Genomic DNA, 16,417 nt, shown 5'->3' on the forward strand with positions numbered 1-16,417 from the left:
CTACACTTGTATACAGAAAATATATGTTACAGACGCAACGTTAGCACTACACGTACGCACAAAAAATATTTGATGCTGCTCCTTCACATTCGTACAGATACTTGCAGAAGTTTTATTTTACCATTATTAACTTTGGATGATATGCCAAAAGGTGCATGCGAATTGAAATTTTGATTGGACTGTAGATAGAGCGACTGCTTAAGAATCGTTTTTACAAATAAGACTGTGGATCTAGCTGATAAGAGCGAAGAGGTGAAAAGGATTAAATTACATAAAAACGCCTTTATAATAAAAATCCTTTTGGCTCATTGACGCAATAATATAGGTTGGATTATTATTATTTCTTGTTAAAATTTTTTTATAAATTATTTATAAAAGTTTATTTTTGTGGTTAATCTAAGATAAGTTGATTGAAGTTAAAATTCTATATGCTAAATGTATTTGAAGTACAATAATTTAGGTTTTAAGGTCTTTTTGAAAAATATTGTTGGGTGTGAAATCCTTTTTCTTCAGTTTTTGCATAGATTACTTCATAAAAAACCATACTAGAGTTGAAAAAAATTTTTATTGTAGCGAAAGCGAGGATTATGAATGAAGGCAACAGGAATTGTTCGTCGTATTGATGATTTAGGGCGTGTGGTTATTCCAAAAGAAATTCGTAGGACGCTACGTATTCGCGAGGGTGACCCGTTAGAGATTTATACAGACCGTGAAGGCGAAGTTATTTTAAAGAAATATTCTCCAATTAACGATTTAGGGGAATTTGCAAGGGAATATGTAGAAACATTATATGAAACATTAGGTACTCCAGCGTTTGTAACCGACCGTGATGAAGTAATTGCTGTCGCAGGAATCGGTAAGAAAGAGTATATTAATCGTCGTATTACATCTTTTGCGGAAAGTTTTATGGAAGAGCGTTCAACAAAAATAGAAAAAATGGAAACAACTATCGAGATTGTTCCTGGACAATATGAGCAAGTGAAGTCTTATTGTGCAACACCTATAATGGTGAATGGCGATCCAATCGGTTGTATTATCGTTTTATCTAAGGTACATTTTGTTGGTGAAGTTGAAGTGAAAGTTGCAGAAACTGCTGCTAACTTCTTAGCTAAACAAATGAATAGTTGATGAGAATAGAAAGTTATTGCGCTGACCTTTTTAGGCTGAACAATAACTTTTTTTCGTACATAGTTTTAAGGTAATCCTACCCGCGCGCGTCAAACTTTTGAGATATGCTATACTATTGGCATTGTTAAAGAAGGAAAGAGGGCAATTTATGTCGGAACGTTTTGGCATGAAAAGCTACATGAAGGGCGCAGCCTTACTTACAATTGCTGCCCTTATTGTGAAGGTTCTTAGTGCAATTTATCGTGTGCCTTTTCAAAACCTTGTTGGTGATGAAGGATTTTATATTTATCAGCAAGTATATCCAGTTATATCTATTTTTGTCGTATGGACATCTAGTGGATTTGCAGTAGCTATTTCTAAGATGCTTGCAGATAATGATTGTATTTTAGACCCGCTAGAGCGAAATCAAAAACGAAGCAGTATTATGCGTATTGTTTTTCGTTATTTAACAGTACTGTCGTTATTGTTTTTTGTTGTTTTATTTAGTGGAGCTGAAATAATTGCAAGGCTTATGGGCGATACGCAGCTTGCTCCTTTAATACGGACAGGTTCATTTATAGTATTTGTCATGCCGGCTCTTGCTATTTTAAAGGGCGGCTTCCAATCAAGAGGTATTATGGAGCCAGTTGCTTATGCACAAGTCCTTGAACAAGCGGTGAGGGTATCCGTCATTTTAGCGGGTACATTTATCATTATGAAGACGACAGAATCACTATATAGTGCTGGACAAATGGCTATAATAGGTACAGTTATTGGTGAAATTGTAGGTTTTATATTACTTGCGTTTATCTTTAAAAAACGTTTCGGTTTATTTAACGATAAGAAACAGCGGCGACGTATCGAAAATTTTCCTGTTATTAAAGAGGTCACGTTGCTAAGTTTAAGTGTAAGCATGAGTGGCCTATTGTTACTTGGTTATCAGCTAGTTGATTCCTTTACAATTTATTCATTATTAGTAGAAGGTGGAATGGATCAGAAGGTAGCTAAGATAACGAAAGGTGTTTATGATCGTGGGCAGCCGTTAGTGCAACTCGGAGTTGTCATTGCTTCTTCTCTTTCACTGGCTATTGTACCCCTTGTCGCACATATGTCCAAAAGACAGGAAGGCCGTAGTGCAATTCCGTTTATACAATTAACGTATAGAGCGTCCGTATTATTTGGGTGGGCAGCATCTTTAGGTTTAATACTTGTTATGCCTTATATTAACGCAATGCTCTTTAAAACGGATGCGCTGTCGGAAGTTCTTATGGTATATGTGTTACAAATCGTGCCTTTGTCGATTATTTTGACATTTACAGCTATTCTTCAAGGTTATGGTAAATTAAAAAAGCCAGCTTTATTTTTAATTGTAGGTTTTATATTAAAAATAATATTGAATGTGCTGACAATTAGTTTATTTGGTGTATTGGGTGCTGCTATTGCTAATAATGTGGGTCTATTGTTTACTGCCCTCATGCTTGTTATTTATTTAAAGAAAATAATTGCAATTCAATTAGCACCAACTAGTTTTTATAAAAAAGTTGGAATTGCATCACTAAGCATGGCAGTTGTAGTGCTAGTTTGGTTACAGTTTATACCATCGTTGTTAAGCCAATTTTTATCACCGCGATTTGTTGCGGTGGTAGCAGGTTTTACAGCCGTTAGTTTAGGGGCGTTTGTAATGGTCACAATAGTTGCTAAGTTACGAGTGCTAGGCGAAAAAGAGTGGTACTTACTGCCGTTTGGGCGCAAGATGGCAGTTTATCAATTGTGGTTAAATCGGAAGAGGTAGGTGGATTTATTGAATACTTTAACAGTTATTGGTCTAGGTGCGGGTGATTTTAATCAGCTGCAAATGGGTGTCTATAAAAAATTAAAAGCGGCTAGAAAATTATATGTACGTACAGTGGATCATCCAGTATTAGAAGAATTATCAGCAGAGGGCTTACAATTTGAAAGCTTTGACAAGATCTATGAAAAACATAGTTCGTTCCAGCCTGTTTATGAAGAAATTGCGGAAACGCTTGTGGCTGCTACGGCGATTGAAGATGTAATGTACGCTGTACCAGGACATCCACTTGTTGCGGAGCAGACTGTACAATTGCTGATTGCTGCTGCGGATGCGGAAAAAGTAAAATTAGTCATTGAAGGTGGACAAAGCTTCTTAGACCCAATATTCGGGGCATTAAAGATCGACCCGATTGAGGGTTTTCAGCTGCTGGATGGCACTAGTTTTTCTATGCATGACATTAACATGCGTCAGCATATTTTAATTGCTCAAGTGTATGATACATTCAGTGCGTCAGAAGTAAAGCTTACGTTAATGGAGAAATACAATGACGAATACCCTGTTACAGTAGTTACTGCAGCAGGCTCGGCACAGGAAAAATTAGTGACGGTACCACTTTATGAGCTCGATCAAAGCGTTGAGGTGAACAATTTAACAACGGTATATGTACCACCTGTGAAATCGCAAGAGGAGGCTTTAAGAGATTGGGCAACCTTCCGTCAAATTATTGCTGTTTTACGAGGTCCAAATGGCTGTCCGTGGGATCAAAAGCAAACGCATGAATCACTGAAAAAATATTTACTAGAAGAAGCGCACGAATATTTGGCGGCGGTAGATGCAGAGGATGACTTTGCGATGATTGAGGAGCTCGGAGATGTACTGTTACAAGTATTCCTTCATGCACAAATCGGAGAGGATCAAGGTTACTTTACATTGGAAGATGTATTAGCTTCAATAAGTGAAAAAATGATTCGTCGACACCCACACGTATTTGGAGATGTATCGGTAGAAGATGCAGAGGGTGTTGTAGCGAATTGGGAAGTTATAAAAGCAGAAGAAAAGGGAATAAGTGATAAGCCACTATTGGAAGAGGAGTACCGGGCGTCCTCTGCTCTACAAACTGCCTATAATTATCAAAAAAGAGCTGCAAAGGTTGGGTTTGATTGGCCCGATGTAGATGGTGCATGGGACAAGTTTGCGGAGGAATGGCAGGAATTTCGTAATGAGGTGACGAAAGGTACAAGTGCGTCACGTCTAGATGAATTTGGAGATGTCTTGTTCACGCTTGTGAATTTAGCACGTTTCTACAAGTTAAATCCAGAAGAGGCTATGTTACATGCCAATGAGAAGTTTGCGAGACGCTTTGGTTATGTGGAGGCAAAGGTAAAGGAAAGTGGAAAACCATTTTCTGATTATACATTAGAACAATTAGATGCTTTTTGGAGTGAAGCGAAGCAACTGGAAAAGGAGTAAAAGTATGCGATTAGATAAATTTTTAAAGGTATCACGTTTAATTAAACGCCGTACCTTAGCGAAAGAAGTAGCAGACCAAGGACGTATTACGATCAATGATAAGATCGCAAAGGCTAGTAGTGCTGTTAAAGCTGGAGACGAGCTAGCCATTCGTTTTGGACAAAAGATTGTGACAGCGCGTGTAGAAGAATTACGTGATACTGTGAAAAAAGAAGATGCCGCAAAAATGTTTACGATTTTGAAGGAAGAACGTCTTGAAAAAATTGAGCCTGAATTTATTGATGATGAAGATTAAATCAATTATTCCTCTGATAAAAGTGTAGCAACTTTGATAAAGTTGTCATGCTTTTAAGGTTGTCCGCATAAAGTGAACAGAAGCTAGGACGACTAAAGGAGGAAAAAAATGACGCTACATCAAGAAAGTAACCGTTACACAATTCCATCTGGAGAGCATATTTTAACGATTCGTAATCGTAAAAGAATGGACATGACTTCTGTAAAATCAATTGAACGCTTTGATCAGGAAGAGTTTTTCATTAAGACGTCCCAAGGGCATTTGTTAATCCGTGGAGAAGAACTGCATATCGTTCATTTAGATGTTGATAAAGGGTTATTGACCCTTGAAGGAACTGTAAAAACCTTACAGTATGACGAGGAGGAAAGTGGCTTCTCGAAAGGTTTCCTTCATAAGTTATTTGGATGATTGTTAGTGAACAATTTGTTCAACTATTAGTCATGGTTTTGAGCGGTATAGCAGTTGGATTCATTATTGATAGTGTAAGGCTCATTGTTTTTTCAACTCCAAAAAGGTCAAGCCTTCGAAGATGGATGATGGTATTTGAACTACTTACCTGGATTCTGCTTGGGGGCATGACATACTATTTATTATTTTGGCTAAAGGATGGCGCATGGCGGGCTTATGACCCGCTAGCGCAAATAGCCGGAATTTTTTTGTATCAAACATTTTTTCAGACTTTTTTACGTTTCATCGCAAGGGTTTTGGTGAATATAACATGGAGACCTTTGTGGTTCATCATACGATTAATATTTGCTACCATTCGACAAATTTTTATTTTATTAATAAATATTGGAGCATTTGTTTTAAGACCTTTTGTCAAAATTTATTCGTATTTGTCCAACACTTTTTTTAAAAAATTTCGATTTATCAAGTATAATAAAAGACAACAATAACTTTCGGAGGTGCGGGCATGACTAAACGTCGTTCATCAAATGATCGCCAACAAAACTATACTAAGCTTGATAATGACTATGTCCGTAACACGGATAAAGCTATAAATCGTAAAATTGAAGGGCGGAAACGGAAAATGCGCCGCATTGCCTTTTTTGCGATTGTACCAGTCGTTATTATTGCCGTTCTCGGAAATATACTTTTGAATCAAAATGAAACGCTAGCTGCAAAAGAGCAGGAAAAGGTTGAAGCGAAGGAGCATCTTTCTGATTTGAAAGAAGAGCGAGAATCGTTAAATCTTAGAATTAAACAGTTAGAGAATGATGAGTATATCGCAAAGTTACTACGCAAAGAGTATTTCCTATCCGAAAAAGGTGAAATAATTTTCATTATACCGGATGGAAAAGATGAAAAAGAAAAAAAGGGCGATATACCAGATAAAAAAGACGCCGTATCAGAAAAGAAAGGTAAAAAAGACGACTGAAAAGCTATGTATTGTTGACACTCTTTTTTTGTTATATATAATGAAGAGAGAAACTTATTGTAGTAAAAAGTTTGATAAATTGATTACATGACTCAAAAGAGTCGCTTAATTTTTAAGGAGGAGCATTTTTTTTATGTCAATTGAAGTAGGCAGCAAGGTACAAGGTAAAGTAACAGGAATCACAAATTTTGGAGCATTCGTTGAGCTGCCAGATGGCAAAACAGGCTTAGTACACATCAGTGAAGTTGCTGACAATTATGTAAAAGATATCAATGAGCATCTAAAAGTTGGAGATGAAGTTGAAGTAAAAGTGATGAATGTTGAAGCGGACGGAAAGATCGGTCTTTCAATCCGTAAAGCAAAGCCTCAAGCAGAGAGACCAGAGCGTCCGGAGCGTCCGGAGCGTCCAGAGCGTCCAGCACGTCCACGTCGCGATAATCGTTCTAATGATCGTAACGAGCGCCATCAACCAAAAGAGAATTTTGAACAAAAAATGGCCCGTTTCTTAAAAGATAGTGATGAACGTCTAGCAACACTAAAACGTGCTACAGAGTCAAAACGCGGTGGTCGCGGAGCTAGAAGAGGGTAGTTTGCTGACTGTTTTAATCGTAGAAAAAGTGTATAAATAGAGTTGGGATTAGCTTATATTAGGCTAATCCCTTTTTTTAATGATTTCTGTATACATTTCGTCTAGCCAAAAGTCGTGATTACTTTTTAAATTCTTTCAGTAAGTGTTTTCGTAGCGAAAGAAGTGAAACTTGTTGGCTAAAGCCTCCGGCGGATGTAAGGGCAAACGATTCTTACAACGTTGATGTCGGTCTCTTTTTCTTTTTAGGAGCAGGTAGGGGTGCTTGTTCAGTAGGTGTTTCTGAAGACTTTTTGGTTGGATGAACAACCATTTTAACAAGTAAAAACACACCGTATACACTAACGGCTAGTCCAGTAAGAAGTAAAAGTATTTGTACAGCGAATGGTAAATTAATAAGAATGGATACGAGAATGATCATAGAGCCGCTTCCACAAATTGAAGCAGCTTTCGTTAATGAATTCAAAGGAAATAAACCTCCTAGATAACGCGCTTTTTTCATTAATAGTATGCCATATTTTCAAGCGTATCACCATAACGTGGGGCTGATTCTATTTTACCGGGCGCTTTTCAATGAGTGGCAGCAATAAATTTTTTGTGCGACAGCAACAATAAGAGTTTTGTCTGTGCGAAAGCGAAGCGACAGCAACAACGGAGAGTCGTTCAAGAAGCCGTTTATAGGACAGGGTGTTTTTTAGTATTCGTTTCTCTATTTGCTGCCTCTACGTCTCATACAGTGAAGAAAAGAATAAGTAATGTGATATTGACTAATAGGTTACTTTATAGTTTAAAAGGCTGTTGTACTGTTAATTGACAAAAAAACAGGCGTCTCAGAATTATTTCTGAGATGCCTGTTTGAGATGACCCCTACGGGATTCGAACCCGTGTTACCGCCGTGAAAGGGCGGTGTCTTAACCACTTGACCAAGGGGCCTACTATGGTGGCGGCCGAGGGGATCGAACCCCCGACCTTACGGGTATGAACCGTACGCTCTAGCCAGCTGAGCTAGGCCGCCAATAAGATTATGGAGCGGAAGACGAGGTTCGAACTCGCGACCCCCACCTTGGCAAGGTGGTGTTCTACCACTGAACTACTTCCGCGTTTTTTAAAACAATTTATTTTAGCAACAAGTTATATAATACAAGCCTTTGTTACTAACGTCAAGTAGTTTTTTGAAAAAATTAATAAAAATATATGGTTTTATTCATTAATTATAGATTTGCTAATAAAAAGGGGGGATTATGATGGCTCATCACCATGATGAGCGGTTGATTTCCGTTCCCCTATGCACTGCAAGAGCTCATCTGGACGCTAATCCCAAGGAGTTACCTAGTCCCCACTTTCGATCAACTGCATAATAAATGTCATCCGCAACTTTTGGTGATGAGCCCTTTTTATGGGAAAAATATCAAACTTTTTGTTCTTAAGTAGAAAAGTATCATCGACACTGCTGACTATAGTAATTATGCCGAATAATAGAACATCGATCGGCGGAAAAGAAAGGGTTAGAGGGCATTAGCCCGCTTGTGGCATAGATTTTGTAAAGTATCGTATATAACGACAATGGGGAATAATCACCTAAATATTATGTTGTTTAAAACCAACCTCATAGAAAACGGTTTTTCTAATCTTGTACAGCTTATATTTCATGTAGGAATTGTTGCCATTTCTCGTATTTATGCATATGTATTCGTCGAAATGTTTATATTTTTTTCTGCCACCGTCAGACAATCTTTCCATACATAATTTTTTATAATAGCTCCAAAAGTGCTGAAAGGGGATAGTGAAATGACGAGTATTGAATGGTATAACACGGCAAATGTAGATGAACAAAAATTAGGAGTGAAAAAAAGGCAATTGTTAATAGGTTCTTTATTTTTTTTAACATCCTTCTTTTTAGCTCAGTCCGTTGTATTTGAAGCGGCCGTACCTTTCTCGATTCCTTTGTGGGCAATTATTCGAACGAAGTATAAGGAATACGCCAAGTATGTTTTGTTTGGTGGTCTGATAGGATGTTTTTTTCTTGGATTTGGACAAGTCTTTATTTTAGCATTGCAAATCCTTATGTATGAATGTATCATGCGCTTCCGTTATTGGCAGTTGCCACAAAGTATAGCTGTCTCTTTGGCGGTACTGGTTGTGCAAATAATGTGGCAGGGGGTTATGCATCAGGGTTTACCGCCGGTGCTTGTGCAATTTTATGTAGGTTGTGAAGCGGCTTTAGCTCTTATTATGACGTTGTTTATGCAAGTGTTGTTTGTTAATTCTTATGAATGGTTTACGAGCCATTGGACTTATGAGAAGTTGGGTTCTGGATTAGTTGTATTTGCTGCTATGCTTACAGGGATGCAAGCAGTTGTCATTAGCTATTTTTCACTTCCCATTTTTTTATTACAACTATTAATTTGCTTCGGTGCCTTAGTAGGGAGTGTACCGTTAGCGACAGTTATCGGAGCAGTGCTCGGAACGCTTATTGGCATTGCAAAGCTTTCGTTTACGGGTATGCTTTCTGTGGCCACATTAACTGGATTGTGTGCAGGGATGGGGGCCCGCATTGGAAGATTTGGTGTAGCAATTGGCAGCATTTTGCCAAGTGTGTTTTTTTTATTTTACGATGCAACATTGCCGTTAGATAGCGTTTATTTTACATCGATTGCAGTTGGGAGTATTGCTTTTCTATCCATTCCGAAAAAATATTCTGATAAGGTGCGGAACAAGCTGTTTCCGCAGCGTGAGGAGGTCTTACTTGCCCGTCAAAGTTGGTTAACGGAGCATGTTACGTTTAAATTAGAGCACTTTCAGCACTTTGTACAATTTATGAAGGAACTTGTGTTTGAGCGCTTTATGACAGCCCCTATAGAGGAGGCAAAGGAAGTGTCGCCGATGAACACATGCCTAAGCTGTTTCCGCTATGATCGCTGTTGGGGAGCGCAAACCAACGGAATGGACAAGCTAATGACAGACTGGTTTCATATGAAAGGAGTTGGAAAGGATTCAGGTATTCATCGTGTCGAAGAACAAATACGTTATAAATGCGTGAAATCAACAAAAATTTTCGAAGAATTGGAGACAGAGCTGTACAGAGAGCGTATTAATGGTCAGTATTTTCATGGTAAGAAAATGATTGCCCTTCAGTTACGTGATATGAGCAATCATCTAAATCAGTTAATAGCGGAGATGAAAGAAGAGACTATTTCATTCGCTAGTGTGGAAAAGGACATTACTCAACGGTTAAAGGATGCACATATTGAATGTTTTCAACTAGATGTGTTAAGTAATAAGCCGGGAGCACGAAAAATTGTCTGCGCTTTAGCACCAGCACGCGTCAATTGGGAGGAAGACACAACAGTAGCCGAACGGATGATATTGCCGATTTTATATGATATTTTTGAAGAACCATTTGAAATTGAAAAGGTAGTAGCAAGCGATATACCATTTCGCCATATTCAAGTAAGCTTTAGATCAGCTATTAGCTTTGAAGTAGAGTATGATATATATAGCATGTCTAAAGATGCGACGTTATATTCCGGTGATTCCCATGCATTATTTCAATTACACCCAGGACTATTTGCAATTTTATTGTCAGATGGTATGGGGCAGAGTAAAGAAGCACAGCATGAGAGTAGAAAGTTAATACATTTAATGCGAGAATGTTTAAATTACAACATGAACCCAGAGACTGCGATGCACACGTTGCATTATGTCATGTCCTTAAAGCAACAAAATGATATGTATGCAACGCTTGATTTTGCACTTGTCGATTTACAACACGGTGATTTATGGTCGTGGAAGGCTGGGGGAATGTCTACGTATATTTTACGTGGGAAAGAGGTGCTAAAGGTTGAAAGCAATGCAGCTCCTGTAGGTTTTTTATCCATTTCAGCAGTAGAGGCAGAAAAAAGAAAGCTTAAGGCGGGCGATGTAATTTTGATGCACTCTGATGGGTTGTTTTCAAGTGTTGATGATTGGGACGAGCAGGAAGAGACATTTTTAGCGTATGCTCAGCAGGTAGCGAGCACTACTAAAACTATACAGGAAAAATTAACGACGATTATGCAATCTTTCCAGTCTTACTATGACATTGAAGACGATTGCACTGTATTGATGCTAGAGGTTACACATGTTGTCCCTACGTGGGCCGTGTTTAGACCAGTTCAGCACTCTATGAGCAATTCATGATAATAGAAAACGAAAAGGGGAGGAGAAGCGTTTGTCACTTGAATTAAAGGTCAAAAAAATCATTGAAAAAGAGCAATTATTACAGCAAGACGACCATCTTCTCATCGCCGTTTCAGGTGGAGTGGATTCAATGGCTTTACTCCATTATTTTGTAAAAACAAAAGATCAATGGGGAATTACGGTTGAAGCCGTACACGTTGATCATATGCTAAGAGATGAAGCATCGGCTGAGGACAGAGTTTTTGTCCAAAAATATTGTGATGAATATGGTATATACTTATATGCAAAAGCTATTCCAATACCAGAGATTATGGCTTTAGAAAATGGCAATACACAGCTTATTTGCCGTAGAGAACGTTATCAATATTTTAAAGAGGTCATGGAAAAAACGAATGCTAGTAAGCTTGTAACTGCACATCATGCGGACGACCAACTGGAGTCAGTATTAATGGCCCTGACAAAAAATGCAACGATAAATGGTATGCAAGGTATACGTTCACAACGTATTTTTGAAGGAAAAACATTAATTCGTCCGTTTTTAACGGTTACAAAGTCCGAAATAAGGGAATATTTACTTAAGCAGGGGTTAGATCATCGTGAAGACGCTAGCAATTCTAAGGACACCTATGTACGAAATCGTTTTAGACATCATGTGGTGCCATTGTTGGAGGCAGAAAATCCGCGAGTAACAGAGCAGGTAACCCATTTTACAAAGCAATTGCAAGAAGACGATGCCTATTTAATGAATTTAGCGGAGGATGTATTTTCTAGAATAGTAAAAAGAATTGACGAAAATACATATAGCATGGAAATTAAGGCTCTTCAATTGGAACCACTTGCTTTACAAAGGAGGCTCATTTTAATACTATTAAACTATCTTTACAAAGATTCAAATACGATACAAAGTTATGCTTTATTGACTTCTATTACAAAGCTTTTTGATAGGACAGCGGGGTATGCTGAAGTTCACTTGCCAGAAAATTTTATAGCAGTTCGCCGTTATGAAAAATTTATGATTCAGAAGAAAGAGACATTAGAAGGTCAAGCTTCTCCTGATAAAATGATTATTTCGACTGCTAATGGGTGGACAACACTGACAAATGGTGAACGTTTATGCGTAGTCGAGTTGCCTGATTTATCGTCTAAAATGCTGACGGATACTGCACAACTTTTTTATTTTAATGCTAGCAAACTCAAACTTCCACTCTATGTTAGAGCGCGTAAGGAAGGGGATAGAATGCTGTTAAAAGGAATGGATCGGCCGAAACGCTTATCTCGCCTTTTTATAGATGAAAAGATTCCTTTGAATGAGCGGAATAGCTGGCCGTTACTGATTTCTCAATCTGAAGAGGTCGTAGCGGTAATTGGTGTGCGTATGGGAATGTTGTTTTCAACCTCTCCGCAACCAAACGATGATACAGTGCTCATCGTAGACTAAGGTCTTTGTAAAATTTCACCGCACATGGTTGAACATTTTTTATACACACGAGGAGGAATCAAAATGTTACAAAATGACATCGAAAAAGTTATGATTACAGAAGAACAATTGCAAGAAAGAATTGCTGAATTAGGAGCACAATTGACAGAGGAATATAAAGATTCATTCCCGTTAGCTGTTGGTGTTTTAAAAGGAGCTATGCCTTTTATGACAGACTTAATGAAACGTTTCGATTCTTTCATTGAGCTAGATTTTATGGATGTTTCTAGCTATGGTAATGCAACTGTTTCATCTGGGGAAGTAAAGATTCTAAAGGATTTAAATACAAGCGTCGAAGGGCGTGACGTAGTAATAATCGAGGATATCATTGATAGCGGCTTAACGTTGAGCTATTTAGTCGACTTATTTAAATACCGCAAAGCAAAATCCATCAAAATCGTTACATTGTTAGATAAACCATCAGGTCGTAAAGTAAACTTAGCTGCTGATTATGTTGGTTTTGAAGTGCCAGATGGCTTTGTTGTAGGGTATGGTTTAGACTACGCAGAAAAATACCGTAATTTACCGTATATCGGCATTTTAAAGCCAGAAGTTTATTCTTTCTAAAAGTAAGAAGTTAACGAAAGAACACCAGCTATGAAAAGTAAGAGCCTCCAGCGAAGGTCATAGATTTTTAGGTTTTTTTACTTTCCTTCGCAGTGTTTACGTAGCGAAAGTGAAACGTCAGCTACAAGGTTCTATCTGTGCGACAGCAGCAGACAGCACGCAACTGAGTAACCAACATCACGTTGACCTAAAGCTGATTCTGGATGCAATTATGCCGAGGCGCAATTGATCATAAATCTAAAAATCTAGGCACATTGTACTGAATGAAGTATCGGATACAAACGCTGGAACATAGTAATTAAATGCATAAATATGTTTTGATTTCGACAAAAATTGCACGAAACTTTTTTTATGTAGGGCTTTTCGTTGTATGATGAAATCATGATATGTTAAGATTTTACTTATAATTTTTCTGTTGTAATGAGGAGGCTGGAGATGAATCGAATATTTCGATATACCATATTCTATTTACTGATTTTCTTAGTGATTATCGGTATTTTTGGTACTTTCAATGGTGGAACTTCACCAACGAAAGAGTTAACTTATCATGAGTTTATAGAAGCTCTTGATAAGAAAGAAATAACAAGTGCTACAATTCAACCTGATAAATCAGTATACATCGTTGAAGGTACATTGAAGGGATATGAAAAAGGAGAAAGCTTTACTGCAAACCTTCCTACCAATAACCAATCTTTAATGGATCGCATCGATGAGGCTGCTAAGGATAAGAATAGTAATATTACATTTTTAACAGCGCCAGAAACAAGTGGATGGATTCAGTTCTTTACAGGAATTATTCCTTTCATCATTATCATTTTCTTATTCTTCTTCCTAATGAGTCAATCTCAAGGTGGCGGTAATAAAGTGATGAGCTTTGGTAAAAGTAAAGCCAAACTTTATGACGATCAGAAGAAAAAAGTTCGTTTTACAGATGTAGCGGGTGCTGATGAAGAGAAAGCAGAGCTTGTTGAAGTTGTTGATTTCTTAAAAGATCACCGTAAGTTCACTGAGATTGGTGCTCGTATTCCAAAGGGTATCTTACTTGTAGGTCCTCCTGGTACAGGTAAAACATTACTTGCACGAGCAGTAGCAGGTGAAGCAGGCGTACCATTCTTCTCGATTTCAGGTTCTGACTTCGTAGAAATGTTCGTCGGTGTCGGTGCATCACGTGTTCGTGACTTATTTGAAAATGCAAAGAAAAATGCACCTTGTATCATCTTTATCGATGAGATTGATGCAGTAGGTCGTCAACGTGGCGCAGGTCTTGGTGGTGGCCATGACGAGCGTGAACAAACATTGAACCAATTGTTAGTTGAAATGGATGGTTTCGGGGCAAACGAAGGTATTATTATTATCGCTGCAACAAACCGCCCAGATATTTTAGATAAAGCTTTATTACGTCCTGGTCGATTTGACCGTCAAATTACAGTAGGACACCCTGATGTAAAAGGTCGTGAAGCAATTCTAAAAGTACATGCGCGCAACAAACCTTTATCAGAGTCAGTGGACTTAGCAGCTGTTGCACAACGTACACCAGGTTTCTCGGGTGCCGACTTAGAGAACTTGTTAAATGAAGCAGCACTTGTAGCGGCTCGTAAAAGTAAACGTACAATTAATATGGCAGATATCGATGAGGCATCTGACCGAGTAATTGCAGGTCCAGCAAAAGCTAGCCGTGTTTACTCAGCGAAAGAGAAGAAACTTGTATCGTTCCATGAAGCTGGCCACGTAGTTGTTGGTTTAGAGCTAGATGAAGCAGATACAGTACACAAAGTAACGATCGTCCCTCGTGGCCAAGCTGGAGGTTACGCGATTATGTTACCGAAGGAAGAACGTTTCTTCACAACAAAACAAGAACTATTAGACCGTATTGCTGGACTTCTTGGTGGTCGTGTGGCAGAGGAAATCGTCCTTGGCGAAGTATCTACTGGTGCACATAACGACTTCCAAAAGGTAACAAGTATTGCACGTGCCATGGTCACTGAATATGGTATGAGTGAAAATCTTGGTGCAATGCAGTTTGGTTCAAGTCAGGGTGGGAATGTATTCCTTGGTCGTGACTTTAATTCAGATCAAAACTACTCTGATTCAATCGCTTATGAAATTGATAAGGAAATGCAAAAAATTATCGATTCGCAATATGAGCGTACTAAACGAATCTTAACTGAAAAACGTGGATTACTTGATTTAATTGCTAACACGTTGATGGAAAAAGAAACATTGAACGCGCAAGAAATCGAGCATTTACGTGATCACGGTGTCTTACCGGAACCAGAGGTAGAACCGGTTGTAGAAAAAGCTCCTAAAGCTGAAGCTCAACCAGTATTAGATGTGGTTGGTGAACCAGTCGTTAAGAAAGAGTTGCTTAACAATGAACCAAATCCAACAACAGGTGATTTACCTAAAGAGGACATAGGGCCGAATGATACATCAAAAGGTATCGATGAAAAGCGTGATTAATATGGGAAAGACTGTTTACGATTTTAGTAAGCAGTCTTTTTCTTTGCCTTTTTTCTGTATTAGGTATTACGATAATTTTATATAGGTTCTTTAATATTTTAGAGCCAAAATAGATAGGAGTGATGAAACGTGGGTAACGTAACATTGAATAATGGTTTAGAAATGCCGTTAATCGGCTATGGCGTTTTTCGAGTACCTGAAGGAGACGATTTGGCTGAAGCGGTAAAAACAGCTATTGCAAAAGGTTACCGCAGCATTGATACAGCGCAAGTATATCGCAATGAAGAAAGTGTAGGGCGAGGAATTCATGCAGCGATTGATGAGGGCTTAGTAACACGTGAAGAACTATTCGTAACATCAAAGGTTTGGAACGATGGACTTTCCTATGAAGAAACACTTGCAGCTTATGATAGTAGTTTAGAGAAATTAGGATTAGATTATTTGGATTTATATTTAGTTCACTGGCCGGGTATAGATACAAATTATGTTGATGTTTATAAGGCACTTGAAAAAGTTTATCAGGATGGACGTGTACGCTCAATTGGTGTTAGTAATTTCCATGTTCATCATTTAGAACATTTATTAAAGGAAACATCAGTTGTTCCTGTTATTAATCAAATTGAATTTCACCCGCACTTAACTCAAGAGGAAGTACGTGCATTTTGTAAGGAGAAAGGAATACAGGCCGAAGCTTGGTCACCACTAATGAATGGTTCTCTATTGGAAGAATCATTGATTCAGCAGCTAGCTTCTAAATATGGCAAAACACCTGCACAAATTGTGTTACGCTATGATGTTCAGCATGGTGTAGTCACTATTCCAAAAACAATGACTCCTGCACGAATGACGGAAAATCTAACGGTCTTTGACTTTGCATTAACGGAGGAAGAAATGGCTCAGTTAGATGCACTAAATGATGGATTACGTTGCGGACCAGACCCAGAAAAATTTAATTTTAAATAATATGTAAGGAGCTACCTAATATGAGGGTGGCTCCTTTAGTATGGTTCTTCGGCAAAATGAGGGGTTGATTTCCGTTCCGACTGGGCGCTTTCCTGTGGGCGTCCGATGAGCCGCTTCACTCGCGATGCTCGCTCCAGGGTCTC

14 protein-coding genes and 3 tRNA genes are annotated in these 16,417 nt (G+C 38.3%); 13 read left to right on the top strand and 4 right to left on the bottom strand.

Annotated features, from left to right (window positions below; translation table 11 throughout):
• The first annotated feature begins 591 nt into the window (after positions 1-591).
• The 8 genes from spoVT (at position 592) to AC3WSO_RS01570 (ending at position 6,631) form a co-directional block, all read left to right on the top strand.
• Positions 592-1,128, top strand: coding sequence for a stage V sporulation protein T (gene spoVT, locus AC3WSO_RS01535; protein ID WP_197142735.1), 537 nt, complete (start codon positions 592-594; stop codon positions 1,126-1,128).
• 148 nt (positions 1,129-1,276) lie between these two features.
• Positions 1,277-2,899: a putative polysaccharide biosynthesis protein gene (locus AC3WSO_RS01540; RefSeq protein ID WP_492528158.1), complete on the top strand. Its 1,623-nt coding sequence runs from the start codon at positions 1,277-1,279 to the stop codon at positions 2,897-2,899.
• 9 nt (positions 2,900-2,908) lie between these two features.
• The gene (gene yabN, locus AC3WSO_RS01545; RefSeq protein ID WP_492528160.1) at positions 2,909-4,369 is read left to right on the top strand and encodes a bifunctional methyltransferase/pyrophosphohydrolase YabN; all 1,461 of its coding nucleotides are present in this window, start codon (positions 2,909-2,911) and stop codon (positions 4,367-4,369) included.
• Between the two features lie 4 nt (positions 4,370-4,373).
• Positions 4,374-4,664, top strand: a complete 291-nt coding sequence (locus tag AC3WSO_RS01550) for an RNA-binding S4 domain-containing protein (protein ID WP_197142729.1) — start codon at positions 4,374-4,376, stop codon at positions 4,662-4,664.
• A 108-nt stretch (positions 4,665-4,772) separates the two neighbouring features.
• Complete coding sequence (gene yabP / locus AC3WSO_RS01555) at positions 4,773-5,072, top strand: sporulation protein YabP (protein ID WP_004229167.1); 300 nt, start codon at positions 4,773-4,775, stop codon at positions 5,070-5,072.
• Positions 5,069-5,560 carry a spore cortex biosynthesis protein YabQ gene (gene yabQ / locus AC3WSO_RS01560; RefSeq protein WP_492528163.1) on the top strand — a complete coding sequence of 164 codons (492 nt, stop codon included), beginning with the start codon at positions 5,069-5,071 and terminating at the stop codon, positions 5,558-5,560. The genes yabP and yabQ overlap by 4 nt, the downstream gene beginning before the upstream one ends.
• Positions 5,561-5,577: 17 nt before the next feature.
• Entirely contained in the window at positions 5,578-6,042 is a 465-nt protein-coding gene (locus AC3WSO_RS01565) for an FtsB family cell division protein (RefSeq protein ID WP_492528165.1), read from the top strand.
• Positions 6,043-6,175: 133 nt separating this feature from the next.
• Positions 6,176-6,631, top strand: coding sequence for a S1 domain-containing RNA-binding protein (locus AC3WSO_RS01570; protein ID WP_386830828.1), 456 nt, complete (start codon positions 6,176-6,178; stop codon positions 6,629-6,631).
• A gap of 211 nt (positions 6,632-6,842) precedes the next feature.
• On the opposite strand, the gene AC3WSO_RS01575 is transcribed toward AC3WSO_RS01570, so the two are convergent.
• From AC3WSO_RS01575 to AC3WSO_RS01590, 4 genes are all read right to left on the bottom strand, one after another.
• A complete protein-coding gene (locus AC3WSO_RS01575; protein ID WP_492528167.1) occupies positions 6,843-7,094 on the bottom strand; it encodes a hypothetical protein in 252 nt (83 codons plus the stop codon).
• Between the two features lie 395 nt (positions 7,095-7,489).
• Positions 7,490-7,561, bottom strand: a tRNA-Glu gene (locus tag AC3WSO_RS01580).
• A 5-nt stretch (positions 7,562-7,566) separates the two neighbouring features.
• Positions 7,567-7,643: transfer RNA gene (locus AC3WSO_RS01585), tRNA-Met, on the bottom strand.
• Between the two features lie 10 nt (positions 7,644-7,653).
• Positions 7,654-7,728 (bottom strand) — tRNA-Gly (locus tag AC3WSO_RS01590).
• Positions 7,729-8,416: 688 nt separating this feature from the next.
• On the opposite strand from AC3WSO_RS01590, the gene AC3WSO_RS01595 reads away from it, so the two are divergent.
• The 5 genes from AC3WSO_RS01595 to AC3WSO_RS01615 all read left to right on the top strand — a co-directional run bounded on the left by AC3WSO_RS01595 (position 8,417) and on the right by AC3WSO_RS01615 (position 16,274).
• The gene (locus AC3WSO_RS01595) at positions 8,417-10,807 is read left to right on the top strand and encodes a SpoIIE family protein phosphatase (RefSeq protein WP_492528169.1); all 2,391 of its coding nucleotides are present in this window, start codon (positions 8,417-8,419) and stop codon (positions 10,805-10,807) included.
• Between the two features lie 31 nt (positions 10,808-10,838).
• The gene (gene tilS, locus AC3WSO_RS01600) at positions 10,839-12,245 is read left to right on the top strand and encodes a tRNA lysidine(34) synthetase TilS (RefSeq protein ID WP_492528171.1); all 1,407 of its coding nucleotides are present in this window, start codon (positions 10,839-10,841) and stop codon (positions 12,243-12,245) included.
• A gap of 63 nt (positions 12,246-12,308) precedes the next feature.
• Positions 12,309-12,851 (top strand): hypoxanthine phosphoribosyltransferase, encoded by a 543-nt coding sequence (gene hpt, locus AC3WSO_RS01605; RefSeq protein ID WP_079563700.1) that lies wholly within the window; start codon positions 12,309-12,311, stop codon positions 12,849-12,851.
• A 435-nt stretch (positions 12,852-13,286) separates the two neighbouring features.
• On the top strand, positions 13,287-15,311 hold the full coding sequence (gene ftsH / locus AC3WSO_RS01610; protein WP_492528173.1) for an ATP-dependent zinc metalloprotease FtsH: 2,025 nt from the start codon (positions 13,287-13,289) through the stop codon (positions 15,309-15,311).
• A gap of 129 nt (positions 15,312-15,440) precedes the next feature.
• Positions 15,441-16,274, top strand: coding sequence for an aldo/keto reductase (locus AC3WSO_RS01615; protein WP_492528175.1), 834 nt, complete (start codon positions 15,441-15,443; stop codon positions 16,272-16,274).
• Positions 16,275-16,417: the final 143 nt, after the last annotated feature.

The sequence above is a fragment of the Lysinibacillus sp. EB106-09-02-XG168 genome (genome assembly GCF_058791475.1).